This window comes from Sphingomonas tabacisoli, from assembly GCF_042678385.1.
Classification (GTDB): domain Bacteria; phylum Pseudomonadota; class Alphaproteobacteria; order Sphingomonadales; family Sphingomonadaceae; genus Sphingomonas_B; species Sphingomonas_B tabacisoli.
This window is the reverse complement of the sequence record NZ_JBHUDY010000002.1, coordinates 475699-498370: the sequence shown is the minus strand read 5'-3', so window position 1 is coordinate 498370 and position 22672 is coordinate 475699. Positions and strand designations below refer to the sequence as shown.

18 protein-coding genes are annotated in these 22672 nt (G+C 64.5%); 10 read left to right on the top strand and 8 right to left on the bottom strand.

Annotation, left to right across the window (positions count from 1 at the left end; genetic code table 11):
• Positions 1 to 179 precede the first annotated feature (179 nt).
• Positions 180 to 1643 carry a wax ester/triacylglycerol synthase family O-acyltransferase gene (locus tag ACFSCW_RS15570; RefSeq protein ID WP_380891102.1) on the top strand — a complete coding sequence of 488 codons (1464 nt, stop codon included), beginning with the start codon at positions 180 to 182 and terminating at the stop codon, positions 1641 to 1643.
• On the opposite strand, the gene ACFSCW_RS15565 is transcribed toward ACFSCW_RS15570, so the two are convergent.
• On the bottom strand, positions 1640 to 2797 hold the full coding sequence (locus ACFSCW_RS15565; protein WP_380891100.1) for an alpha/beta hydrolase fold domain-containing protein: 1158 nt from the start codon (positions 2795 to 2797) through the stop codon (positions 1640 to 1642). The genes ACFSCW_RS15570 and ACFSCW_RS15565 overlap by 4 nt on opposite strands.
• Before the next feature lie 307 nt (positions 2798 to 3104).
• On the opposite strand from ACFSCW_RS15565, the gene ACFSCW_RS15560 reads away from it, so the two are divergent.
• Both ACFSCW_RS15560 and ACFSCW_RS15555 read left to right on the top strand, forming a co-directional pair.
• Positions 3105 to 4724 carry an alpha/beta hydrolase gene (locus ACFSCW_RS15560; RefSeq protein ID WP_380891098.1) on the top strand — a complete coding sequence of 540 codons (1620 nt, stop codon included), beginning with the start codon at positions 3105 to 3107 and terminating at the stop codon, positions 4722 to 4724.
• A gap of 105 nt (positions 4725 to 4829) precedes the next feature.
• Entirely contained in the window at positions 4830 to 6344 is a 1515-nt protein-coding gene (locus ACFSCW_RS15555) for a GH39 family glycosyl hydrolase (RefSeq protein ID WP_380891096.1), read from the top strand.
• Positions 6345 to 6382: 38 nt separating this feature from the next.
• Here ACFSCW_RS15555 and ACFSCW_RS15550 read toward each other — a convergent pair whose 3' ends face one another.
• Entirely contained in the window at positions 6383 to 6709 is a 327-nt protein-coding gene (locus tag ACFSCW_RS15550) for a hypothetical protein (protein WP_380891093.1), read from the bottom strand.
• A gap of 92 nt (positions 6710 to 6801) precedes the next feature.
• Entirely contained in the window at positions 6802 to 7455 is a 654-nt protein-coding gene (locus ACFSCW_RS15545; RefSeq protein WP_380891091.1) for a TetR/AcrR family transcriptional regulator, read from the bottom strand.
• A gap of 126 nt (positions 7456 to 7581) precedes the next feature.
• Between ACFSCW_RS15545 and ACFSCW_RS15540 the strand changes: the two genes are divergently transcribed.
• From ACFSCW_RS15540 to ACFSCW_RS15525, 4 genes are all read left to right on the top strand, one after another.
• Entirely contained in the window at positions 7582 to 8355 is a 774-nt protein-coding gene (locus tag ACFSCW_RS15540) for a sterol desaturase family protein (protein WP_380891088.1), read from the top strand.
• 146 nt (positions 8356 to 8501) lie between these two features.
• On the top strand, positions 8502 to 10052 hold the full coding sequence (locus ACFSCW_RS15535) for a hypothetical protein (protein WP_380891086.1): 1551 nt from the start codon (positions 8502 to 8504) through the stop codon (positions 10050 to 10052).
• 1 nt (position 10053) lies between these two features.
• Positions 10054 to 10950: a sugar phosphate isomerase/epimerase family protein gene (locus ACFSCW_RS15530; protein WP_380891084.1), complete on the top strand. Its 897-nt coding sequence runs from the start codon at positions 10054 to 10056 to the stop codon at positions 10948 to 10950.
• 1 nt (position 10951) lies between these two features.
• On the top strand, positions 10952 to 12301 hold the full coding sequence (locus ACFSCW_RS15525; RefSeq protein WP_380891081.1) for a glycoside hydrolase family 1 protein: 1350 nt from the start codon (positions 10952 to 10954) through the stop codon (positions 12299 to 12301).
• An 8-nt stretch (positions 12302 to 12309) separates the two neighbouring features.
• Here ACFSCW_RS15525 and ACFSCW_RS15520 read toward each other — a convergent pair whose 3' ends face one another.
• Positions 12310 to 13131, bottom strand: coding sequence for an alpha/beta hydrolase (locus ACFSCW_RS15520; RefSeq protein ID WP_380891078.1), 822 nt, complete (start codon positions 13129 to 13131; stop codon positions 12310 to 12312).
• Positions 13132 to 13444: 313 nt separating this feature from the next.
• Between ACFSCW_RS15520 and ACFSCW_RS15515 the strand changes: the two genes are divergently transcribed.
• The gene (locus ACFSCW_RS15515; protein ID WP_380891076.1) at positions 13445 to 14095 is read left to right on the top strand and encodes a carboxymuconolactone decarboxylase family protein; all 651 of its coding nucleotides are present in this window, start codon (positions 13445 to 13447) and stop codon (positions 14093 to 14095) included.
• 8 nt (positions 14096 to 14103) lie between these two features.
• Here the strand turns inward: ACFSCW_RS15515 and ACFSCW_RS15510 are convergent, their stop codons facing one another.
• Both ACFSCW_RS15510 and uxaC read right to left on the bottom strand, forming a co-directional pair.
• Complete coding sequence (locus ACFSCW_RS15510; RefSeq protein ID WP_380891074.1) at positions 14104 to 15441, bottom strand: mannitol dehydrogenase family protein; 1338 nt, start codon at positions 15439 to 15441, stop codon at positions 14104 to 14106.
• 23 nt (positions 15442 to 15464) lie between these two features.
• Positions 15465 to 16865 (bottom strand): glucuronate isomerase, encoded by a 1401-nt coding sequence (uxaC, locus tag ACFSCW_RS15505; protein ID WP_380891071.1) that lies wholly within the window; start codon positions 16863 to 16865, stop codon positions 15465 to 15467.
• Between the two features lie 205 nt (positions 16866 to 17070).
• Between uxaC and ACFSCW_RS15500 the strand changes: the two genes are divergently transcribed.
• Positions 17071 to 18351 carry an MFS transporter gene (locus ACFSCW_RS15500; RefSeq protein WP_380891069.1) on the top strand — a complete coding sequence of 427 codons (1281 nt, stop codon included), beginning with the start codon at positions 17071 to 17073 and terminating at the stop codon, positions 18349 to 18351.
• Positions 18348 to 20549 carry a beta-glucosidase gene (locus ACFSCW_RS15495; protein ID WP_380891066.1) on the top strand — a complete coding sequence of 734 codons (2202 nt, stop codon included), beginning with the start codon at positions 18348 to 18350 and terminating at the stop codon, positions 20547 to 20549. Before ACFSCW_RS15500 ends, ACFSCW_RS15495 begins: the two co-directional genes overlap by 4 nt.
• A gap of 8 nt (positions 20550 to 20557) precedes the next feature.
• Here ACFSCW_RS15495 and ACFSCW_RS15490 read toward each other — a convergent pair whose 3' ends face one another.
• Positions 20558 to 21469 (bottom strand): sugar kinase, encoded by a 912-nt coding sequence (locus tag ACFSCW_RS15490; protein ID WP_380891286.1) that lies wholly within the window; start codon positions 21467 to 21469, stop codon positions 20558 to 20560.
• Positions 21463 to 22671: a D-mannonate dehydratase ManD gene (gene manD, locus ACFSCW_RS15485; RefSeq protein ID WP_380891063.1), complete on the bottom strand. Its 1209-nt coding sequence runs from the start codon at positions 22669 to 22671 to the stop codon at positions 21463 to 21465. The genes ACFSCW_RS15490 and manD overlap by 7 nt, the downstream gene beginning before the upstream one ends.
• Between the last annotated feature and the right edge of the window lies 1 nt (position 22672).

Genomic DNA, 22672 nt, shown 5'->3' with positions numbered 1-22672 from the left:
TCCCCATTCCGGCACAGCCTGGCGAGCCCGGTGCGCAGCTCCGCCTCGATAGCCGATCATGTCGGAGGCTGCCACGACGCGCGCCACCGCGGGGGCGATAAGTAGGCAATAAAGCCTGTCGCTGCTTTCGTGGCGCGATAATCGGTGCGCAAGAAGGTAAAGACCGGAAGGAGCTGCACATGCGACAATTGTCGATGGCCGATGCGATTTTCGTCATGACCGAAAGGCCTGCGCGCAACACTCAGCATATTGGTATGGTGTTCGTCTTCGATCCGTCGACCGCATCGGGCAAGATCACTTTCGAAGACGTGCTGGAGCTTCATCGGCGTCGCATGCCGCTCTCACGCAGCTTTCGCGAAAAGCTCGTCCGGGTGCCGATGGACCTCGATTATCCCTATTGGATCAACGACGATTCCTTCGATCTCGAATATCACGTCCGTCACACTGCGGTCCCGCAACCGGCGACGCGCAAGGAGTTCTTCGCAGTCGTCAATCAGCTGATGTCGCAGCCGCTCGACATGGCGCGGCCGCTATGGGAAAGCTGGTTTGTCGAAGGCTTGGACGCCGTGGATGGCATCCCTCCTGGAAGCTTCGCGCTGCTGATAAAGATGCACCACGCGGCGGTGGACGGCATCTCGGGCATGGAAATGGTGACAGCGCTGTTGGAGGACGAGGAAACGGCGGCGGCGCGCACGCCGAAGGGGCCTTGGCAGGGAGAAGCGATACCCGACCCGCAGACGCTGATGATGAAGGCAATCGGCGCAAGCTGGACCAGTCCGCTCAAGCTCGGCGAAGCGCTGATGCGGGCCATGCCGAAAATGGCGGAAAACCGCAACAAGGTGAAGAGCGGCGCGGCGATCAAGCCGGGCAAAGCCAAGGCACCGAAGACACGCTTTAACGGCCCAGTCACGCCGCACCGCGTGCTGGAAGGGCGAAACTTCGCCTTCGCCGAAGTCAAGGCGCTGAAGGACGCGATCCCCGGCGCGACGGTCAACGACATCGTGCTCGGTGTCGTCGGCGGCTCCCTGCGCCGCTATCTCACCGCCAAGGACGAGCTTCCCGACACCTCGCTCGTCGTCACCGTGCCAATTTCGATAAGGACGCCCGAACAGGCGGAAACCGGCGGCAATCAGCTGTCGCTGACGATGATCGCGGTCCGCACCGACCTCGCCGACCCGGTCGAACGGGTGAAAGCGGTCGGCGCGTCGATGCGCGCGGTCAAGGATTACAACAAGGCGATCGGTGCCGGCACTCTGGCAAGCGTCACGGCCGCCATGCCGGGCATGCTGCTCGGCGTCGCGATGCGGGCGATGACGGCGCTTCCCGCCAATGACCTGATGATGGTCTCCAATGCGATGGTGACCAACGTGCCTGGGCCGATGACGCCGATGACGCTGCTCGGCGCGCGCTATGTAGCCGGCTTCGCCGCGGGGCCCAGCACCGACGGGCTGGGCCTGATCCACGCGATCACCAGCATGTCAGGCATGATCTCGATCGGCTTCAGCGCGTGCCGCGAGATGTTGCCCGACCCCGAATTCTACGGCCAGTGCATCGAGGAATCATACAACGAACTTCGCGACGCCGTGCTTGGCAGCAGCAAGCCGCGCCGGAAGGCGCGGACGGCTCGGCAAAAGCCAGCCTAGTCCCGGTTGACCAGCGGCCGCAGAAAGGCTTCGATCGCCCGCGCCTGCGCCCAGGCGAGCGCTGAGTTGGCCATATCCCATGCATGCTGGATGTGCGGGAGCTCGACATAGGTGACCGGCGCGGTCGCCACGGCTTTGAGTTGCGCGGCAAAGTCCCGCGCATCCTCGAACGGCAGCATGGTGTCGCCCGTGCCATGCACGACCAGCATCGGCGGAGCATCCCGGCGGATGCGGTCGACGGGACTGACCGACCGCCACAGTTCCGCATGGTCGGTTCGACCTCCCGGCATCACCTTGTCCGTCATGAACCCGTCGATCACCGAAGCATGATTGCGGCCGAGCCGGTGATTGCGATCGATGAAATCATAGCGCCCGTAGAGCGGGATTGCCGCGGCCACCGAGCAGTCCGCCCGCTCGAAGCCAGGCTTGAAGGCCGGATCGTCATGCGCGAGTGCGGCCAGCGCTGCCAGATGGGCGCCTGCCGACCCGCCGGTGATCGCGATCCGCGCCGGATCCCCGCCATGTTGGGGGGCGTTCGCGCGAACCCAGGCGATCGCCTTCAACACATCGACGATCCAGTCCGGACCGCGGCTTGCCGGGCCCAGGCGATAGTTCATATCGACGCACAGCCAGCCGCGGCTTACCAGATAATGGATCAGTGGCTTGGCCTGCTGATTCTTCTTGCCGGTGACCCAAGCCCCGCCCGGGATGTGGATGAGAATCGGCATCGGCGCGGCGGCGGGCGCGCGCGGCACGATCAGGTCGAGCAGGTTGCGCTCGCCCGCGTCGCCATAGCGCAAGTTCTGAATTCGCAGCGCTGCGCCGCCGCCGGTCAAGAATGGCGCGAGACCCGCATGAAAGGGTATGGCGCGATCTCGCAGGCCGATAGCGTCGAGCAACCGGCGGCCAGCCCGGCGATTCCGCCAATGGGCAATGCCGAAGAATAAGGTGGCGACCACCAACGGGATGCGGGTCCGTTCGTCCGTCGCAGGGAAAAGCGCGAGGCATAGTAATGCCATTGGCAACGCGAAGCTCTGCGCCACGAAACTCGACAGCCAATAGAAGCCCAGAAAGAGGGCCGGAATCTGGTGGGGCCGCACCGCTACCACCGCGCTGAACCCGACGAGCATCAGCCAGATCGAAACCCAGATCATCGAGCTATTCTTCCCACCTCAGCCGGCCAACAGCCTACCGGCCCGGCATCTTATCCCCAATAATGCGCTTCCGAAACGATCTTCGAGCGGAAACATCCATTGACATGATTGTTATCCGGGTTCGATGATACTCTCCACTTGGGGGGGGCAAGTTTTGAAGAAGAACGCAGCCGCTGCCACGCCGCGTCCGAATGAAATCGTGCACGATAACTATCGCTGCACGATAGGACTGATTGAGATGCTGCTCGATCGCATTGTCGGCCTATCCGTATTGCGTTCCGAGGATTTGCGTATCGCTCATGATGTCATGCGCTACGTTTCGATCTTCGTGGAACGGCGATGCCCCGCCAATGACGATCTTCCGAAAAGCAAAGCTCGCCGCGGCGATGCGCTGCGCCGGGAGACCGAGGAGTTGCTGACGAGCATTGCCGAGATGCGGGAGCGCGGGGTAGCCTGGTGCGGCTCGCTCGCCGATCGTGTCGAGCGATACCTCGCCGCTTTCGAGGCTCGATTTGGGCGCAGTGAGGACGATGCGTTCGGCCCCGCCGCCGTTCCGATTTCAAGACAGCCTGACACCGAAGCACCCTTATTCGGGATGGAAATCGACGAAGAGTTTCGCGAACTCTTTGAAATCTATGTGAGGCAAGTACGCGAAATCGGCGTCCCCGCGATCCAGTCGGCGTCCGTGGCGGCAGCCGCCCTGGTCGACGGGTCGGCGGCGGCGGTGGAAGGGGCGCGGGAGTCGCTGGCGGCACTGCGGGCCGGATCGTTGCGTGCGTTGAATGCGCATCTGGCGGGGGCAACTGCGCTGTCCCAGTCACGCAACGTCTTCGAAGCGTTTGCGAACCTGCATAATTGGTGTTGGCACGCACTCGACGAGACGATCGGAGCCGCGCGCGGCATCGGCGAGGCAATGGCCAACTCCACCTGGTCCGCGCTCGAACCAGCCGGACAGGCCATCGGTGTGCAGTCGCGCAGATTCGAACATTCCAGCCGGCCTGACGACACCGCTCCAAGCTGGCAGGTCCGGCTGATGAACCTGGGCTTGCGCGCGACGGTCAAGCGCATGGCCGGCAAAAGCGATCTCGAGAAGATCCGCGCACCGCGAAGCGGGTTCGAGCGGCTGATTCCGGGGCTTCCGGCCGACATGACGGCCGAAGCAGTCGATCTCGGTGATGCCAGCGCGGAGATTATCTCGGTTGCCGGCGCAAGCAACGATCGCACTGTCCTCCACTGCCCCGGCGGCGGCTTCGTAATGGAACCGACCAAGGCACATCGGCTGCTGGCCGGCCGACTGGCGCGGCGGCTCAACGCCCGGGTCATGCTGGTCAAATACCGGGTCGCGCCCGAACATGTATTCCCTGCCGGCCTCGACGATTGCTGCGCTGCTTATGAGTGGCTGCTCGCGCAAGGAACGCCGGCGAAATCGATCATCGTCAGCGGGGATTCGGCCGGGGGCGGGCTTGCGCTGTCGACGGTCATCCGGATGCGCGACCGCGGTATCGAGACGCCGGCCGCGATCGTGCTGATCTCGCCCGTCACCGACCTGACCTATAGCGGTCAGTCGCGGCGCGATAATGATTGGGTCGACCCCACGCTCCCCAATGACGACGGCAACTTCATCGGCGAACTGTACCTTGGCGGCGTGCCGCATGATCATCCGCTGGCCTCGCCCCTGTTTGCGGACCTGTCCCGGCTGCCTCCGACGCTCCTCCAGGTCGGGAGCACCGAAGTTCTGCTCGACGACTCGTTGAGAGTCGCGGCGAAAATCCGGGCCCAGGGCGGCGCCTGCGAGTGCGAAGTGTGGCACGACATGCCGCACGACTGGCCGCTGTTCGGCATGCTCCCCGAATCGCGGCGCGCGCTCGGTCGGATCGTCGAGTTCGTTGACCGCGCGACGCGGAAGGTCTCCGCGATCGCTGCCTGAGCCGAGGCGCGCCCCATCGCCGCAGGGATGGGTCGCACGGCCCGCTTCATTGCTTCACGACGCTGATGTAGCGAAGCCGGTTCAAAAGAGCCGGAGAACCGCCCGATGAACCGTCGTGATTTCCTCTATGCCTCGGCTGCGTCCACGATCCTTGCCGGCGCGGGCGTGCGCGCACAATCCTATTCGACCGTCCCGGTCACGATCCACACGCGCCAAGTGACGGGACCCTTGAATCATATCTGGGAGGAGAGCGTGGGCTCCGACCGTGCGGCCATCACCCTGCGCGAAAGCTGGCGCAGGGATTTGGAGAAGGGCGTTCGCGAAGCCGGTTTCAAGCGAGTGCGCTTCCACGGCATCTTCGCCGATGAACTGGGCGTGCTCGGCGACAGCATCCTGGAGATGCGGCGCAAGGGCGGTCCGAATTGGCAGAATGTCTATCGCGTCTATGACGGCCTGATCGAGCACAGCGTCAGCCCGTTCGTCGAACTCAGCTTCATGCCCGCTCAGCTGGCTTCAGGCAAACAGGCGTTCGGCTTCTACAAGGCCAATATCACGCCGCCCAAATCCTATCAGGACTACGGCGCCTTCATTCGTCAATTCATCGTGGCGCTGGTCGACCGTTATGGTTTGGCGAAGGTAAGGACGTGGCCCATGGAGGTTTGGAACGAGCCGAACCTGCGCTTCTTCTGGACCGGCGATCAGGCGTCCTATTTCGAGCTCTATCGAGCGGCGGCTACGGCGATCAAGTCGGTCGATCCGGGTCTCCAGGTCGGAGGGCCCTCGACGTCCCAAACCGCCTGGCTGAGCGAGTTCTCGCGTTTCGCGGCGGATAACAACTTGCCGATCAATTTCTTCGGCACCCATGCCTATGCCGGCGACAACCAGACCGAACTGTTCGGCAAGGGTTCGGCACTGCCGATCAACGACGTCATCCCGGCAGCGCTCAAGCAGGCGCGCGCGAAGATCGATGCCGGACCCTTTGCCGGCCGCCCACTCATGCTCAGCGAGTGGAGTTCCGACAGCCCGGCGATGATTGCCCACGTCGTGAAGGAAAGCATGCCCTTTGCCCAGGCGCTGTCGCACTGGGTGTTGAGCGGCACCTATGAGGAGCTCGGCCCCGACGACTTCATCCTAAAGGAAGGCAGCATGGGCTGGCCGCTGATGAGCGACCAGATCGCCCGACCGTCGTTCAACACTTATGCCCTGCTCCACCGCCTTGGCGAGGAGCGGTTGGCGGCCGACGGTCCTGCGCTCGCTTCCCGCCGCGACGGGCGCCATGTGAGTGCACTGGTCTGGAATCTTGCGGAGACGCAGCAGCCTGGCGGCATTCCGGGAATGACGAGCGAGCGCAACGTCATGGGGGACACGCGGCACCTTGAGGTCAACTTCCGCGGCACCCGCGGCGGTCAGCGCGTGCGGATCAGCTATGTCGACTGGGAGCGCGGTTCACCGATGCCAGCGTGGCGGAAGATGGGTTCGCCAAAATATCCGAGCCGGCCGCAAGTCGAGCAACTGCGGCTAGCGTCCAAAATCCCGAGCATAGCCGGCAGTCTGGACAAGAATGGGCGCATTACGGTTGAACTGCCGCCCGAAGGCGTGGCCCTGATCGAGTTCGTTTAAGGCAAGCGCGCGACAGAGGCCTGTCGCGCGCGGATGCCTTACTTGGGAGCCGCAGCGTCGAGCGACGCCTGGATCGTCTTCAGCGCTGCATCGGTCACGGACTCGCCGGCATATTGCTGAAGCTGAGCCAGCGTCAGGGAGCGGCCCATCTCGATCTGGGGATTGTTGACGACGTCCGGGATCGACTTGACCAAGATCGCCTTGGCCGCAGGATCGTCGAGCATCGTGCCGAGATCGGTTTCTTGAACCGTATAGTGCGCCTTGGTCTTGGCCGACGCGGCGGCTGGAGCAGCGGCCGCCTGGGCGTTTGCAACCGCCGGCGCAGTAAGGGCGAGCATGGCAACAGCAGAGAGAATCACGCGCATCAGAATACCTTTCCTAAAACTTCCCCACGAACGTCCCGTGTTCGCTGGCCTGTGTCAATATCATACGGATCGTAGGTTTTACAAACGGCCCGCTACCAACTTCGATTGCCGCCGATCAGCAGGTCCACGAACCATTGTGCGGTATCCGCCGCATCGACAGCGCTGATCGGCTCGTTCGAGCTGCGGCGAACGAGCCAGCCCGCCGCCATCTCCATCAATGTCTCTGCCACCCTATCGGGGTTGCGCGCGTTCACGCCGGCCGCCGGCCCAAGGATCACGATCGCGTCGACGATCAGGGCGTGCATGTTCCGATAGCCCCAAAAGGCGCGTCCGCTGAATTCCTGCCCATAGGTTTCGGGCAGGTTTGTCGCCAATCGGTTAAGCGCGCGCACCTCTGGCTTGGTCGCCCAGACGAGGATTGTCGCCACGTGATGCGCCAGACGGTCCCCGAGATTGGCCGGGAGCGGGTCGGCAGTGCCGGATGACGCGCCTGCCCAAGCCTGCATGCGATGCGAGATCACCGCCCGGAGGAGCTCGTTTTTGTCGGAGAAACGCTTGTAGAGCGTCGTCTTAGGCACGCCCGCGTTTCGCGCCACCGCTTCCATCGACGTCGCTTCATATCCGACCGCCAGGAACATTTTTCCCGCCACGGCCAGAATTTCATCGGTGATTTCAGTCGATCGAGTGGCGGATGGCCGGCCGCGCCGCGGCGCGATCTCGACGGCACGCGAGGCGCTATCGCTCACCGGGACACCATTGGAAGAGTTCAGAGAGGTGACGGGCATGCTCTTCCTTGATTGATCGATTGACAGCGCGGTCGAATCTGTTAATGCTACTCACCGTAGCTTTAATGTCAACGAGGGACCTGGTTGATGCTGGATAGCGTGTTCAGCGGCGAGAAGATGCTGCAAATTTGGCTGTACCTGTTCCTTGCGGCAGGTCTCGGCGCGGGCATCATCACGGGATTCTTCAAGGCGCGGAAGATTCAGCCGCGCGGCTTCAAATGGAAGATTTTTCGCAACGAAGCCGTGTTCGCGGCGCTCAATCTTGCGTTCAGCGCGCTTCTGCTCGGCAATCTGACCAGCTTCATGAAAAGCTCGGGCCTGATCTCCTTTCATTCTGAGCCTACCACATGGTGGGTGGTCGCGCTGGAATACGCGCTTTACTTCTTCGCGTTCGACACCTGGTTCTATTGGCTCCACCGGTTCATGCACAAGGAACCGGTCTATAGCTGGGTGCACAAGCTGCATCACAAGTCGACCTCGCCCAACCTTCTGACGACTTTGTCGGTCAATCCCCTGGAATCGCTGATCAATGGCGGCTTCGTGCCACTCTTTCTGGCCGCCTTTACGGTGCACGACGCGACGATGGCGCTGATCGGGCCGACCAATGTTCTAATGGGCCTGTATGTCCATTCGGGCTACGAATTCCTGCCACGCTGGTGGAACAAAAGCTGGGCGACCAAATGGTTCATCAGCGCCACTTTCCACGATCAGCACCACCGCTATTTCACTGGAAATTTCGGCGGCTATACGACGATCTGGGACCGCCTTTGCGGCACGATGCGGCCAAAGTTCGAGAGCGATTTCCTGAAGGTGAAGGACCGCGCCCGCGAGGTTACGAACGAGCCAGCCCCGGCGGTCTAGGGGCGGGCGGCTAATCATCGCCGTGGCGGTGCGAATTGCGAGCGCAATGCTCGCACCGCCCGGCCCCCGTCGATAATCAGGGTTCCGAAGCACATGCCGGCGACGTCACCCGAGGGCGCGCGCCGGCCTTTGTCGAGGAAGCCTGCATGAAAGCTGCCACGCACTCGCGTGTCACCACCTCCGCTGGACTGGCCCTGCTCCTGCTGCTGTCGGCGCCAACCGGAGCCAAGGCGAGTGCCGGTCTCACCGCCCTGCCCGCCACAGGCAGCGTCGATCCCCGTTTCCTGTCCTACAATATCGAAATGCTCGAGGTGACCGGCGGGCGGTTCTGGCGCCCCTATGGCAGCCCCGGCGCCGATCGCTACGAATATCGCCCGCCGCTGAACCTGGGCGATCGCCGGCTCCGGGCGGCGGCAAAAGCCCTCGCTCCCGCTTATGTGCGGTACAGCGGCACCTGGGCGAACGCGACCTGGTTCGCGGACACGGCCACTGCACCGGAAAAGCCGCCCGCCGGTTTCGATTCCGTGCTGACGCAGCAGCAATGGCGCGGCGCGATCGACTTCGCCAACGCCACCGGCGCGGCGATCGTCACCTCATTCCCCACAAGTCCTGGCACGCGCGACGCAAAAGGCGTTTGGCAGAGCGATACGGCAGCACGCTGGCTTGCCTTCACCCGACGCGCCGGCGGTCGGATCGCGGCCGCCGAGTTCGCGAACGAGCCCAACATGGTCACGCTGACCCGGCCGCCGGAAGGTTATACGGGCGCCGACTATCGCCGCGACTATGCGAGCTTCGCCACCTGGCTGCGACGTGCGTCGCCGGGGACGCTGCTGCTCGCACCCGGCTTTGCCGAACTAGGCGAGCCGACGCGCACCATGAGCAAGCGCAACAAGAGCATGCAGCAGTTCGAGGGCGAGGAGTTGCTGACCGCCGAGCTGCCCCGCCCCGACGGCTTTTCGTTTCACTTCTATGGTGGGGCGTCCGAGCGGTGCGGGGGCAAGATCATGGGCCATTCCCTCGAAAAGGCACTGTCGCCGGCCTGGCTGGACCAGCTCGACCCCGCCCTTGCCCGGATGAAGGCGCTGCGCGACCGTGTCGCCCCCGGCGTGCCGCTGTGGAACACCGAGAGTGCCGAGACCGCATGCGGCGGCAATCCCTGGGCCAGCAGCTTTGCCGACAGCTTCCGCTTCGTCGATACGCTCGGTCGCTCGGCGCAGGCAGGCGTGCGCGTGTTCATGCACAACACGCTCGCTGCGTCGGACTATGGGCTCCTCGAAGAACATGATTTCACACCGCGGCCCAACTTCTGGGCCGCCCTGCTGTGGAAGCGCACGATGGGCACGACGGTTCTGGTTCCGCCACCCTCGCCCGCGCCCGAACTGAGAATTTACGCGCATTGCCTTCCGAACCGCGGCGGCGGCGTCGGCTTGGCCGTTATCAACTTGGGGGATGAGGCGCGCTCGTTGCCGGTCGGCGGAAACGCGCGCACCTGGATCTTCAGGGCAGCCAAGCTCGACAGCAAGGCGATCACGATCAGCGGGCGCACACCGGCTCTGTCGACGGCCGGCGTCATTTCAGGCCTTGAAGGCGAGACGGTCGCCGGCGAGTTGATGGTTCCCGGTAGATCGATAGCGTTCCTCGCCGCCACCAGTGCGGGGAACAAGGCCTGCCGCGGTTCTGCCGGCCAGCGGCGTTAGCATGGTGACCGAGCCGATAAGACCGCTCAGCCGCCGCAGTCTGCTCGCCGGCATGGCCGCCCTGACGGCAGGGGGATGCGCCATAACCCGCAGCGGCACGGCCCCGCGACGGCCGCTCGGTCTCGCGGACCTGACCGTGATCAAGCCCTTGGCTGGGGATTACGCGGGCACGCTCAAGCGCGTCGCGCACATGGGTTACAGTCATTTCGGCTTCCGGCTCGCCGGCTATTCGGCCGCGGACAAGAGCGAGCTGCCGCCAGCGGAAAAGGCGCGTCTGGTCCGCGATGCGGGTCTCCAGGTCGGCGTGGTCCGCTATGGCATGGGCGACAACTTTGCCAAGCAGGCGGAGGATGCAGCGGCGATTGGTGCGTCGGTGATCGCCTTGTCGGCCGCACCTGTGTTCTTCCGTGGGCGCAAATTGGGCGAAACCACCCGCGCTGCCTTCGACGCATGGCTGCCTGAGCTGGGCCGCATGGCGGAGACCGCGCGCGCGCTCGGCCTTCGTCTCGCCTATCACAATCACTGGTGGGATCATGTACCGCTCGACGGGACGACGCCGCTCGATCTGATCGCCCGCAATTTTTCCCCGCGCGACGTTGCCTTCGAAATCGATCTCGCCTGGGCATTTCTGGGCGGCGTGGACCCGCTGTCCCTGGTCCGCAGCCTCGGCCCGCGCGTCTTGGCGATGCACTTCAAGGACGTGAACCCGGCTCTCGGCACGGACCGGATGAAGCAGCTCGTGGTGCCGGGCACAGGCGTGCTGGATTACCCAACCTTGATTCCTCAGCTCGACGAAGTGACGAAGGCCATCGGCTATGTGGAGGTCGACATGCCCAAGGACGGGCTGGCGGAGGCGGCGAGCGCTGCCGAGCTTATTCAGAGTGCAAGGAGAGTTTGAGTTGATCGAGGATCAAGGCTTCGAGCGCCGTTCTGTGCTTGCCGGCATCGGCGCGGCCGCCGCGACGGCCGCAGCCCTCCCCGCTTCCGCTGCGGCTACGAAGAAGGCCTTTCCGAACGGCTTTAGTTGGGGGGCGTCGACCGCGGGCTATCAGGTCGAGGGCAACAATGTGAATGCCGATTTATGGCTGATGGAACATATCAAGCCGCAGACCTTCACCGACCTCTCCGGCGATGCCGATGACAGCTATCACCGCTGGCGCGACGACATTGCCCTGATGAAGGCGATCGGACTGAACGCTTATCGCTTCTCGATCGAATGGTCGCGCATCGAGCCGGCGCGGGGCCAATTCTCGCGCGCCGAGCTCGATCACTACAAGCGCTTCATCGCTGCCCTGCGCGACGCCGAGATCGAGCCGGTGATGACCTTCTTTCATGTCGCCGCGCCGCGCTGGTTCGCCGAGGCGGGCGGCTGGCTCAATCCGGAGTCGCCGGATCTATTCGCCAATTATTGCGACAAGGCGATGCGGGCACTGGGCGGTGAGATCGGCATTGCCTGCACGATCAACGAGCCGCAGGTCGGCCTCACATATCGCGTCATCCCTCAGGCCAACGCCTATTTCGGCAAGGAAGACGCGCGTCAACTCGAAGCGCATCGCGAAGCTTCGAGGGTCAGCGGGAGCACCCGCTACGTGACGATGAACCACCCCGACGTGAAGGGTATGACGCCGCAGCTGATGGCAGCGCACGAGCGCAGCGTCGCCGCGATCAAGGCAGTGCGCAGGAACGTGCCGACCGGCGTCACGCTCAACATCGTCGACTTTCAGCCGGCCAATGAAGGCAGCAAATATCGCGAGCTGCGCAAGCTCGCCTTCGGCCCCTGGCTGGAAGTCGCTGCCCGCTCAGGCGATTTCGTTGGCGGGCAGGCCTATCGGCAGGTGCGCGTTCCCGGCAGCGGAGCCAAATTGCCTGGCTTTCCTGAGATGCCTTTCGTGGCGGCAAGCGAAGAGCAGGAGGTGATCAAGCAACCGGTCGCGCTTCGCAATGCGGTCGAATATGTCCACGCGGAAACGCGCAAGCCGATCCTGGTGACGGAGAACGGCTTGGAGACGCACGACGATCGTCGCCGGGCCTGGTACATCCCGCAGGCGCTCTCCGAACTTCACGGCGCAATCGCGGGCGGCGTGCCGGTGATCGGCTATTTGCACTGGTCGCTGCTGGATAACTTCGAATGGCTGTTGGGCTATTCCAAGCAATTCGGCCTCGCCACGGTCGACCGGGAGACGTTCGCGCGGAAGCTGAAGCCAAGTGCCGCCGTGTACCGGTCCATCATCCGCCGCAACGCGGTTTAGCGCCGCCGCTAAGTTGCTGCCCGCAGCATGGCGCAAGTGAGATGGAGAGCGCGTTCGAACTCCGTCTCGGCGGAAGGTATCGCGCGCCTGTAGCTGGCGAAGCCGTGGATCAGGCCGGGCGCTTCGATGTGGAGCGTGTCGACGCCTGACGTCACCAGCTTTGCGGCGTAGGCACGGCCCTCGTCCCGCAGTGGATCGAGGGCCGCCGTGACGACGACCGCTGGCGGCAAACCGTCCAGGTCCGCCAGCAGCGGCGAATGACGGGGGTCACGGGAATCGGCGCCATAATGCTGATGGAACAGAGCCATGTTCGTGGCGTCCAGCCCAAAGCCCTCGGCGAAAACATCCCGAGAGGGCCGCCGCTCGCTCTCATCCGTCATCGGATAGATCGCCAGCTGGAGCACCGCTCTCAATGCAGCAGGGCGCTGGCGCAGGGCGAGTGCAGTAACGATCGCCAGGTTGCCGCCGGCGCTGTCGCCGGCGAGCACCAGGCCATCGGGCTTGAGGCCGAGAGCGAAGCCGTTGGCGGCGATCCAGCGCGTTGCTGCTTCGGCATCCTCGACAGCCGCCGGAAAGGGGTGTTCGGGAGCGAGCCGGTATTCGACTGACACGACGGGAAGATCAAGCCCTCGGGCGAGAGACGCCGCCAACGCGGCGTGCGTATCCACTGAGCCGAGGGCGAAACCGCCGCCGTGGAAGAAAACGACGACCGGGCCGGCCTCCCGCTCCGGCCTGGCATCGAACAAGCGCAGAGCAATCAGACCGGCTGGCCCGTTGCACGTGAATGGCTCGATCCGCGCCAGATCCTCAACCGGCAGGTCCAGCGACATTGCCGCATCGGACGGCATCTGGCGGATCGCCGCGAGAACCTCCGCTGTGAAGGCCGGGCGCGGAGCCGCAGCAAGCTGGTCCAGAAAAGCGCGCGCATCCGGTCGGATGAAGTGCTCAGCCACGGTCCGCCCCCAGTCGATCCTTTAGTGTCGGACTGGCTCTTTTTCGTGTCCGAAACAATCCGCTTTGCGGAGAGCTGGACTGATATGCTGCACGGTTCGCTCGTGCGATCAGTCCCGCCCGACATTGTTCGGGGCGCTGCGCGCAGCTACCGCTGCCGCTAAGCACATCAGCGTCGGAGAGGACTGATCGATGACACAGCAGCAGCGCATGCCCCCTCTCGGCCGCGACGGCTGGACGCACGAGATTCGGACGCTGTTCACGATCCTGGAGGGTCCGGCTGCCTATGAGGAGGGTTCCAGGTCCAACGCACTCCTGACGCTCGCGCGCCATCCCGACCTGGCGGGCTCCTTCTTCAAGTTCAACGGCCGCCTGTTGTTGAAGGGCCTGATTCCGGCGCGACTGCGCGAGATCGCGATTCTTCGCGTCGCGTGGCTGACCCGCTCGCGCTACGAATGGGCGCAACACGTCCGCATCGCGCTGCTCCCGGACGCGCTCAGCAAGGAGCAGATCGAGGCGTTCAGGCGCGGCGAGGCCGCCGACCTGTCTGGCGAAGGCCTGCTCACCCAAGATCATATCGAGGCAGTCAAGCAAGGCGCGGACGACCCGATCTGGTCCGAACTGGAGCGGTTCACGGTTCGCGCGGTTGACGAAAACCTCGCCTCTCAGCGGGTGAGCGACGACACCTGGACCGGATTGCGGGCGCTGCTGTCGGAACAGGAACTCATCGAACTGCTGTTTGTGATCGGCGTCTATTCGATGCTCGCCTTCATCTTCAACTCGCTCGGCATCGAGCCCGAAGAGGCACAGCAGAGCCTCGCAGCCGATCTCCCGGCCAGCTGACCCGGCGTTCAGAGGGGCAACTGCTCTTGCCGAGACGGCTGCCACGCGGAGGCCAGCAGACCATCCGAGCCTAAAACGGCCGCCGCGATCCCGTCCGCTCCCGCCTTGTGCCAGAGCGACTTCAGTTCGGCCGCGCGCGGATCGGCGACTTCGCCCCAGCGTGCTTCATTGTCTCCGCGCACATGGCGCAACCAGGCGCCCAGCGCGCGCAATATGGACGGGCTGGGCCGGCCCTCACGCTGATTGTCGGCCAGCGTCGCGAGCCAGCGCTGCGGAATCTTCTGGCTCCCGTCCATCGCGATCTGGATGAGCCGGTGCTGCAGGGCGGGGTTGGCGAAGCGCTGGAGCAGAGCGTCGATATAGCGCGAAAGGTCCTGCCCCGGCGCAGGCGCGATGGTTGGGGCCGCCTCCTCTCGCATCAGGTGCTCGATCACCGGGCGCAGCAGCGGATCGGAAATCGCCTCGTGCACATAGCTATGGCCCCGCTCAAGTCCTAGGTACGCAAGTGCCGAATGCGCGCCGTTGAGCAGGCGAAGCTTGGCGCTTTCGTACGGCGCGACATCGTCAACCAGTGCGGCGCCCGCAGCTTCCCACCGGGGCCGGGGGCCGGCGAAGCGATCCTCAATGACCCATTGGCTGAACGGCTCCGTGACGACTGCTGCCTGATCCTCCACCCCGATTCGCTCTGCAATTGCGGCTCGGTCCATCTCCGTCGTGGCGGGCACGATGCGATCAACCATCGTGTTCGGGCTCGAGCACTCGGCATCGAACCAGCCGATGAGCTGCCTGTCATGGCGATCAAGATATTGCCGCATCAGGGACGCAAGCTGCCGCCCATTGTCGGCAAGATTGTCGCAGCTGAGCAAGGTGACGCCTGGCAGACCGGCGTCGCGGCGCCGTCGCAGCCCGTCCCCGAGAAAGCGGAACACGCTTTCCTCTCCCGCAAGATTTGGATCGAGCGAGCCGTCGGGCGCGCGGCAATAGCCTTTTTCCGTGATCGTGAAGCTGACGATGCGGGTGGTTGGAGCGGCGAGGGTATCGACCGTTTCGCCAGAGGCGCGAGGAGCCGTCACCACCCCTCGCACGGCGCCGACAAGCCGGCTGTTCTCCCCCTGGGCCGATCGCCCGGTGACGGTGTAGAGCCCGTCCTGCGGGTTCATCTGCGCTGCGACCACTCCGGAACGCAGCGATACGCCCAGGATCGTCCAGTCGCGGTCGCCCGCGTCCATTGCCCGGTCGGTGTACCAGGCCTGATGTGCCCGGTGAAATGCGCCAATGCCGAAGTGAACGATACCGACCGCCTGCGCGTCCCGGTCGTAGCCGAAGCGTTCGACGCCTCGCGCCAAGTGCGCTGTAGCCGCGTTCAGCCTCACAGCCGGTAAGCCTGCTTCGCGAGCTTGTAGGATAGATCGACCGCCAGCTCCGCTGCTTCCCAATCCTCCAGCCGACGCTCCATGACCAATTCCGCCAAGAACCCGCAATCGATCCGCCGGGCGACATCGTGCCGGGCCGGAATGGACAGGAAGGCGCGCGTGTCGTCATTGAAGCCGACCGTGTTATAGAAGCCGGCAGTCTCCGTCGTCATCCGCCGAAACCGCCGCATTCCCTCCGGGCTGTCGTGGAACCACCACGCAGGGCCCAGCTTCAGGCAGGGATAATGGCCCGCCAGGGGCGCGAGTTCGCGCGCGTAGGTGCTTTCGTCCAGCGTGAAGAGAATGACCGACAGCCGCGCCTCGTTGCCGAACCGGTCGAGCAACGGCTTCAGCGCGTGCACATAGTCCGTGCGCATCGGCAGGTCGGCGCCCTTGTCGCGCCCGAAGCGCGCGAACACGCCCGCATTGTGGTTGCGGAACGCGCCGGGGTGAATCTGCATGACGAGGCCATCGTCCAAACTCATCGCGGCCATTTCGGTCAGCATCTGCGCGCGGAACAGCTCTGCTTCCACAGCCGTAAACCGTCCCGCCACGACCTTTTGGAACAGAGCCGCCGCTTCGTCGCCCGTCAGGTTGGCGGTCGACGCAGTCGGGTGACCGTGATCGGTGCTCGTCGCGCCGTGTTGCGCGAAGAACGCGCGCCTCTTCCGGTGCGCGGCAAGATAGCCTGACCAACTGCGGCAATCTTCACCGGTCAGTTCTCCGAACCGGTCGAGATTGTCCGCAAATCCCTCGAATTCCGGATCTACGACGGGATCCGGGCGATAGGCGGTCACCACCTTGCCGCCCCAGCCGCTCGCGCGGATCGCCGCGTGATGCTTCAGCTCGTCGATCGGGTTCTCGGTGGTCGCGATGACCTCGATGCCGAACCGCTCGAACAAGGCGCGCGGGCGGAACGCGTCGTTGCCGAGCTTTTCCGTGATCGTGTCGTAATACAGGTCGCTGGTCTCCGCATCCAGCCGGACGTCGATGCCAAAGGCCTCCGCAAACACCCAGTCGAGCCAGATCCGCGACGGCGTACCGCGAAACAGATGATAATGTTCGGCAAGCAGCCGCCATGCGGCGCGCGGATCGACGGCCGGGTTGCCCACTCCAATCGCTTCGAGCGGCACGCCTTGGGAATAGAGCATGCGAAATACATAATGATCGGGGATGAGCAGCAACTCGGTCGCATTGCCGAAAGGCGCATTGTCCGCGAACCACGCCGGATCGGTATGACCGTGCGGGCTGACGATCGACAGGTCCTTGACCTGATCGTACAGGGCCCGGGCGAATGCGCGGGTCTGGGGATCGGCAGGGAACAGCCGGTCCGGGTGAAGGTATAAAGGCTTCGGCATCGGCGACGGATTCCACGCGCTTTCGACTAACGGAAGCGCTCTAGATCATGCCGGCCTGCAACGCTGCGGAAAGTTGCTCAAACACCGCGTCGGCGTTGTTTGGCTCGCTGGAGACATCCGCTGGCCCGCAAAGGCCGCCGCCGTTTGACCGCTCGCCAAGCCTCTTGTTAGCCAACGGGCGAAAAGCAGCCGGAGAGAAGAGGGCATGGCAAGTCACCCCGAACGAACCGGCGTGCGTGTTGGAAAGCTGCGCTGGTGGATCATCGGGCTGGTGACACTGGGCACCGTCCTTAATTATCTGGCACGCTCGACGCTGTCGGTAGCGGCCCCGACAATCCAGTCCGAACTGAAAATGACGACCGAGCAATATAGCTGGGTCGTGCTCGCCTTTCAGGCGACCTACACCGTCATGCAGACGGTTGCCGGCGCCGTGCTGGACGCGCTTGGGACCAGGCTCGGCTTCTTCATCTTCGCGGTGGGCTGGGCGCTGGCGAACATGGCGCACGGGCTGGCGAGCAGCTGGCAGGGCTTCGCTTTCTTCCGGGGCGTGCTCGGCGCGACCGAAGCGGCCGCAATCCCGGCCGGCACGAAGACCGTCGCCGAGTGGTTCCCCGCCCGCGAACGGCCGCTCGCCACGAGCGCCTTTCAGATGGGCACCAGCGTCGGCAACATGATCGCGCCCCCGCTGGTCGTCTTCTGCATCCTCTACTCGGGCTGGCAATCCGCCTTCCTGGTGACCGGCGCATTGAGCCTGGTCTGGGCCGGGTTGTGGTGGTTCTGCTACCGTGCCCCGGCAGATCACCCGCGACTTTCCGCCGCTGAGCGCGGACTGATCGAGCAGGGCCAGAGCAGCAACGATCAGGCAGTGCGGCCCGCGACGCGGCGGGCCGTGCTCCGCTCGCGCAGCTTCTGGGCGATCGCCATACCTCGGTTTCTGGCCGAGCCGGCCTGGCAAACCTTCAACTTCTTCATTCCGCTGTATCTGGTCGCAGCATGGAATCTCGACCTGAAGCAGGTCGCGCTTTGGGCTTGGCTGCCATTCCTGGCGGCGGATCTCGGCTCGCTGGCGGCGGGGCTGCTTCCCCCGGTCCTGATGCGCCGGGGTGCCTCGGTGCTTGCGTCGCGCAAGATCACGATGACTTTCGGCGCCATTTGCATGATCGGCCCCGCCTGTATCGGCCTTGCCGGCTCGCCCGCCATGGCGATCGCGCTTTTCTGCCTTGGCGGCTTTGCGCACCAGATGCTGAACGGAGCGCTGATCACCCTTTGCTCCGACGTGTTCGACAAGCGCACCGTGGCGACGGCAAGCGGCATGGCCGGCACCATTGCCTGGATCGGCGGCATGCTGTTCACTTTCGCCATCGGCAAAAGCGCCGATGCCTATGGCTATGACCCGCTCTTCGTCGCCCTGGCCGCGCTCGACCTGGCCGGCGCGGCCGTGCTTTGGTTGCTGTTGCGCGATCGCTTATCAAGGACCCCTCGATGACACTTGCCCGCTCGCTCAAGTTAGCCGCTTTGTTTGGCGCGCTGCTCGCTTCTTCGACGCTGGCACAAAATGCCGATCCGGACGCGCGCGCGGCCGAGACTCTGGCGCGGATGAACCCGGAGGAGAAGCTCTCGCTTCTGCAGGGCTTTCTCACACCCCGCATGCCGGCCGACAAGAAGCCCAAGGGCCTGAAGAGCAGCGCCGGCTACGTTCCCGGCATTCCGCGACTGGGCGTGCCTCCGCTGATCGAGAGCGACGCCAGCCTCGGCATTGCAAACATGGGCGGGTTCATGCGCGCCAAGGACGAAGCCACGGCCATGCCCTCTGGGCTGGCGATGGGATCGACCTGGAATCCCATACTGATCGAAGAAGCCGGCCGGGTGATGGGCGCGGAAACCGCCGCAAAAGGCTTTAACGTGCTGCTCGCCGGCGGGATCAACCTGGTTCGCGAACCGCGCAACGGGCGTAACTTCGAATATTTCAGCGAAGACCCGCTGCTCACGGGTGTCCTCGGCGGCCATTCGGTCCGCGGCATCCAGTCGAACCGCGTGGTCTCGACCGTCAAGCACTACGCTCTCAACGCTCAGGAGACCGGGCGCAGCTTCGCCAATGTCGTCATGGACGAGGCGGCAATGCGAGAAAGCGACCTGCTCGCCTTCGAAAAGGCGATCGAGATCGGCCTGCCTGGCTCTGTCATGTGCGCCTACAACAAGGTCAACGGCGCCTATTCGTGCGAGAACAGCTTCCTGCTGAATGATGTGCTGCGCCGCGATTGGGGCTGGAAGGGCTGGGTCTTGTCCGATTGGGGCGCGGCCCACTCGGTCTCGATCCGGCAGGGGCTCGATCAGGAGTCGGGCACTCAGCCCACCGGCGAATGGTGGTTCGGGCAGAAGCTGCGGGATGCGCTGGCCGCGGGGACAGTCAGCCAGACCGATATCGACCGCTCGGTCGCGCGAATCGTGCGCACGATGTATTCGCTCGATCTCGCGACAGACCCGATCGCGGGCGCCCGACCGATCGACTTCGGACCGCACCTCGATGCCGCCCAGCGCGTTGCCGAGCAAGGCATCGTACTGCTCAAGAACGAAGGCAAGCTGCTGCCGATCGCGGCGACAGCCAAGCGCATCCTCGTAGTCGGCGGCCATGCCGACAAAGGCGTGCCGTCCGGCGGTGGTTCGTCGCAGGTCTGGCCGGTCGGCGGCGCTTCACTGTCGCTGCCGATTCCCGGCGATGCGCCCTATCACCGCCGGCTCTACATGCCATCCGCCCCGCTCGCCGCCTTGCGAGAGCAATTCCCGCAAGCTCAGGTCGATTTCGACGACGGCACCGATCCGGCTCGCGCGGCCGCGGCGGGGCGCGGCGCGGACATGGTGCTGGTTTTCGCGGAGCAGTTCGCCTCCGAGGCGCATGACGTTCTCACTCTGGCGCTGCCCGACAATCAGGATGCCTTGATCGAGGCGGTTATTGGTGCCAATCCGCGCACCGCGGTCGTCCTCGAGACGGGCGGACCGGTGCTGATGCCGTGGCTCAGCCGAGTGCCTGCAGTGCTTCAGGCATGGTATTCGGGAAATCGCGGCGGGACCGCAATCGCACGGGTTCTCGCGGGTGCGGTAAACCCGTCAGGCCGCCTGCCGATCACGCTCCCGGCATCGCTGGCACAGACGCCCAACCCGGTGCTCCCCGGCAGCGACTTGATCAAGCCCAAGCCCGGCAGCGACCTCTACGACATGCCCAAGGAAGACGTGCCGCTGACTATCGCTTATCCTGAAGGGTCGGACGTGGGGTATCGCTGGTACGCCCGCAACAAGCATAAGCCGCTGTTCGCCTTCGGCCATGGGCTGAGCTACACCAGCTTCGCCACGTCCGGCCTCGAGGTGCGCGGCAATCAAGCGCAAGCCACCGTTCGCAACACCGGCGATCGCGCTGGCGCAACCGTGGCGCAGCTTTATCTCGTCTCGCGCGCAGGCAAGCCGATGCGACGCCTGGTCGCGTTCGAACGGGTCGAGCTCGCGCCAGGCCAGTCGGCGATTATCACCATGGCCATCGACCGGCGGCTTCTGGCGGAGTGGGAGAAAAATGGCTGGACCATGCCTGCCGGCCAATACGAGTTCGCGCTGGGCGAAAGCGCGGATCGTGTCGGGCGGCCAGTCAAAGTTCGCCTCCCGGCGCACAGCTGGCGCTCGCCAGCAAAGCCCTGATCGCTGGTCTAGTAAGGAGCAAGTGCGTCGCGGGCGGGGACAGCGCCCGGCCGCATCACCGTCCAGCCCGCCAGCTCATGGCCTCGTCGAGCCGCCTCCCGTACGGTCCCGCCCGCAAGGCGGCTTGCGAGATACCCCGCGTTGAAGGCGTCGCCGGCGCCACTCGTATCGCGCGGCTGCAGCACTTTCGGCGGAGACACTGTCGCCCCGTCGGGAAGCCGGCAGCCTTGAGCGCCGAGTTTGACGACGACTTCGTCACATCCGAGTCCCGCCCAGTGAGCAGCAACCGCCTCCGGCGTGTCGACGCCGGACATTTGCCGCTCGTCTTCCCAAGTCGGCAGGCCGATATCGGCAACGCGGATGGCTGCATCCCGCGCAGCGACGGCGGCGTCCAAGGATTCCCAAAGCGCTGGACGAAAATTGCCGTCGAAGGCGACCCGGCCGCCGCGTTTGCGCACCGTCCCGGCGAGGGCGATCAGCGAGTCCTGGCCGGAGGGCGGCAGGATCGCGAGTGAGATCAGGGAAAAATAGAGCAGGTCCGCGCTCAGAGCATGCTCGCGAACCCGCGAAACATCGGGCAAGCCGAATATGTCTCGCGCAGCACTTTGGTCGCGCCAATAGGTGAAGCTGCGCTCGCCGTCTGGATCGACACTGATCGCGTAAAGGCCCGCGCCGCGCGTCGGATGGTCGAGAAGCAGAGAGCAGTCGAGGCCCTCCCCTTCCCACGCGGCGCGCAACCGCTGGCTGAAGGGATCGCGGCCGAGGGCACTGGCGAAGGCAATGTCGCAGCCTGATCGCGCCAGATGGATTGCCGTATTCAGCACGTCGCCGCCATGATGCACCGACCAGCCGCCGTCGCCGCGATCGGCCAGCTCGGTCATCCCCTCGCCGATGGCGACGATGCGGGGCGGTTTCACCAGTTCCACATCGTCCCGTCCTCCAGCCGGGCGACCGGCAGATAGGCGGGCTTGTACGGATATTTGGCGGCAAGCTCTTCGTCGATATCGACGCCGTGGCCGGGGGTCTCGCCGCAGAACAGCTCGCCCTTTTCGAAGCGATAGTCGTGCGGGAACACCGCGTCGGTGTCTTCGGTGTGGCGCATATATTCCTGGATGCCGAAGTTCGGCACCCAGGTGTCGAAATGAAGCGCGGTGCCCATCGTCACCGGCGACAGGTCGGTCGCGCCGTGGCAGCCGGTGCGAACCTGATAGAGGCTGGCGAGGTCAGAGATCCGGCGCAGATGCGTGATGCCGCCGGCGCCGACGATGGTCGAGCGAATGTAGTCGATCAGCTGGTTCTGGATCAGGTCCTTCGCGTCCCAGATCGTGTTGAATATCTCGCCTACCGCGAGTGGCGTGACGGTGTGCTGCCGGATGAGCTTGAACGCTTCCTGATTTTCGGCCGGAGTCACGTCCTCCAGCCAGAACAGCTGATAAGGCTCGAGCATCTTGCCCAGATTGGCGGCCTCCTGCGGCGTGTAGCGGTGATGTCCGTCGTGCAGCAGGTGATGGTCGAAGCCGTAGGTCGCGCGCAGCTTGTCGAACAGCTTGGGGACGTAATTGAGCGCCTTGCGTGTATCCCACCCGGTGACCGACGGCAGCGCCGCATCGGCCGGCTCGTAATAGAGCTTGCCGCGTCCGACCCCATAGGCGTCCTTGATCCCCGGCACGCCGGTCTGCGCGCGGATCGCTTTATAGCCAAGGTCGATATACTGGCCGACCGCGTCGACGGTCTCGGCGATGTCGCTGCCATTGGCATGGCCATAGACCATCACACCGTCGCGGCTGCGCCCGCCGAGCAACTGATAGAGCGGCATGCCCGCCATCTTGGCTTTGATATCCCACAGGGCGACATCGACCGCCGCGACGGCCCGCATAGTGACCGGTCCGCGCCGCCAATATGCGCCGCGATAGAGATATTGCCAGATATCCTCGATGCGCTGCGGGTCCATACCGATCAGGCAAGGGACGACGTGATCCTGGAGATAAGACACCACCGACAGTTCGCGGCCATTGAGCGTCGCGTCGCCGATTCCGTGCACGCCCTGATCCGTCTCGATCTTTAGCGTGACGAAATTGCGCCCGGGGCAGGTTACGATGACCTTGGCCGATACGATCTTCACA

Excerpts from the sequence above, each read along its gene's own strand:
- ACFSCW_RS15570 (WP_380891102.1), top strand. The coding sequence starts at position 180 with ATGCGACAATTGTCGATGGCCGATGCGATTTTCGTCATGACCGAAAGG.
- ACFSCW_RS15565 (WP_380891100.1), bottom strand. The coding sequence starts at position 2,797 with ATGATCTGGGTTTCGATCTGGCTGATGCTCGTCGGGTTCAGCGCGGTG.
- ACFSCW_RS15560 (WP_380891098.1), top strand. The coding sequence starts at position 3,105 with ATGCGCTACGTTTCGATCTTCGTGGAACGGCGATGCCCCGCCAATGAC.
- ACFSCW_RS15555 (WP_380891096.1), top strand. The coding sequence starts at position 4,830 with ATGAACCGTCGTGATTTCCTCTATGCCTCGGCTGCGTCCACGATCCTT.
- ACFSCW_RS15550 (WP_380891093.1), bottom strand. The coding sequence starts at position 6,709 with ATGCGCGTGATTCTCTCTGCTGTTGCCATGCTCGCCCTTACTGCGCCG.
- ACFSCW_RS15540 (WP_380891088.1), top strand. The coding sequence starts at position 7,582 with ATGCTGGATAGCGTGTTCAGCGGCGAGAAGATGCTGCAAATTTGGCTG.
- ACFSCW_RS15535 (WP_380891086.1), top strand. The coding sequence starts at position 8,502 with ATGAAAGCTGCCACGCACTCGCGTGTCACCACCTCCGCTGGACTGGCC.
- ACFSCW_RS15530 (WP_380891084.1), top strand. The coding sequence starts at position 10,054 with ATGGTGACCGAGCCGATAAGACCGCTCAGCCGCCGCAGTCTGCTCGCC.
- ACFSCW_RS15520 (WP_380891078.1), bottom strand. The coding sequence starts at position 13,131 with ATGTCGCTGGACCTGCCGGTTGAGGATCTGGCGCGGATCGAGCCATTC.
- ACFSCW_RS15515 (WP_380891076.1), top strand. The coding sequence starts at position 13,445 with ATGACACAGCAGCAGCGCATGCCCCCTCTCGGCCGCGACGGCTGGACG.
- uxaC (WP_380891071.1), bottom strand. The coding sequence starts at position 16,865 with ATGCCGAAGCCTTTATACCTTCACCCGGACCGGCTGTTCCCTGCCGAT.
- ACFSCW_RS15500 (WP_380891069.1), top strand. The coding sequence starts at position 17,071 with ATGGCAAGTCACCCCGAACGAACCGGCGTGCGTGTTGGAAAGCTGCGC.
- ACFSCW_RS15495 (WP_380891066.1), top strand. The coding sequence starts at position 18,348 with ATGACACTTGCCCGCTCGCTCAAGTTAGCCGCTTTGTTTGGCGCGCTG.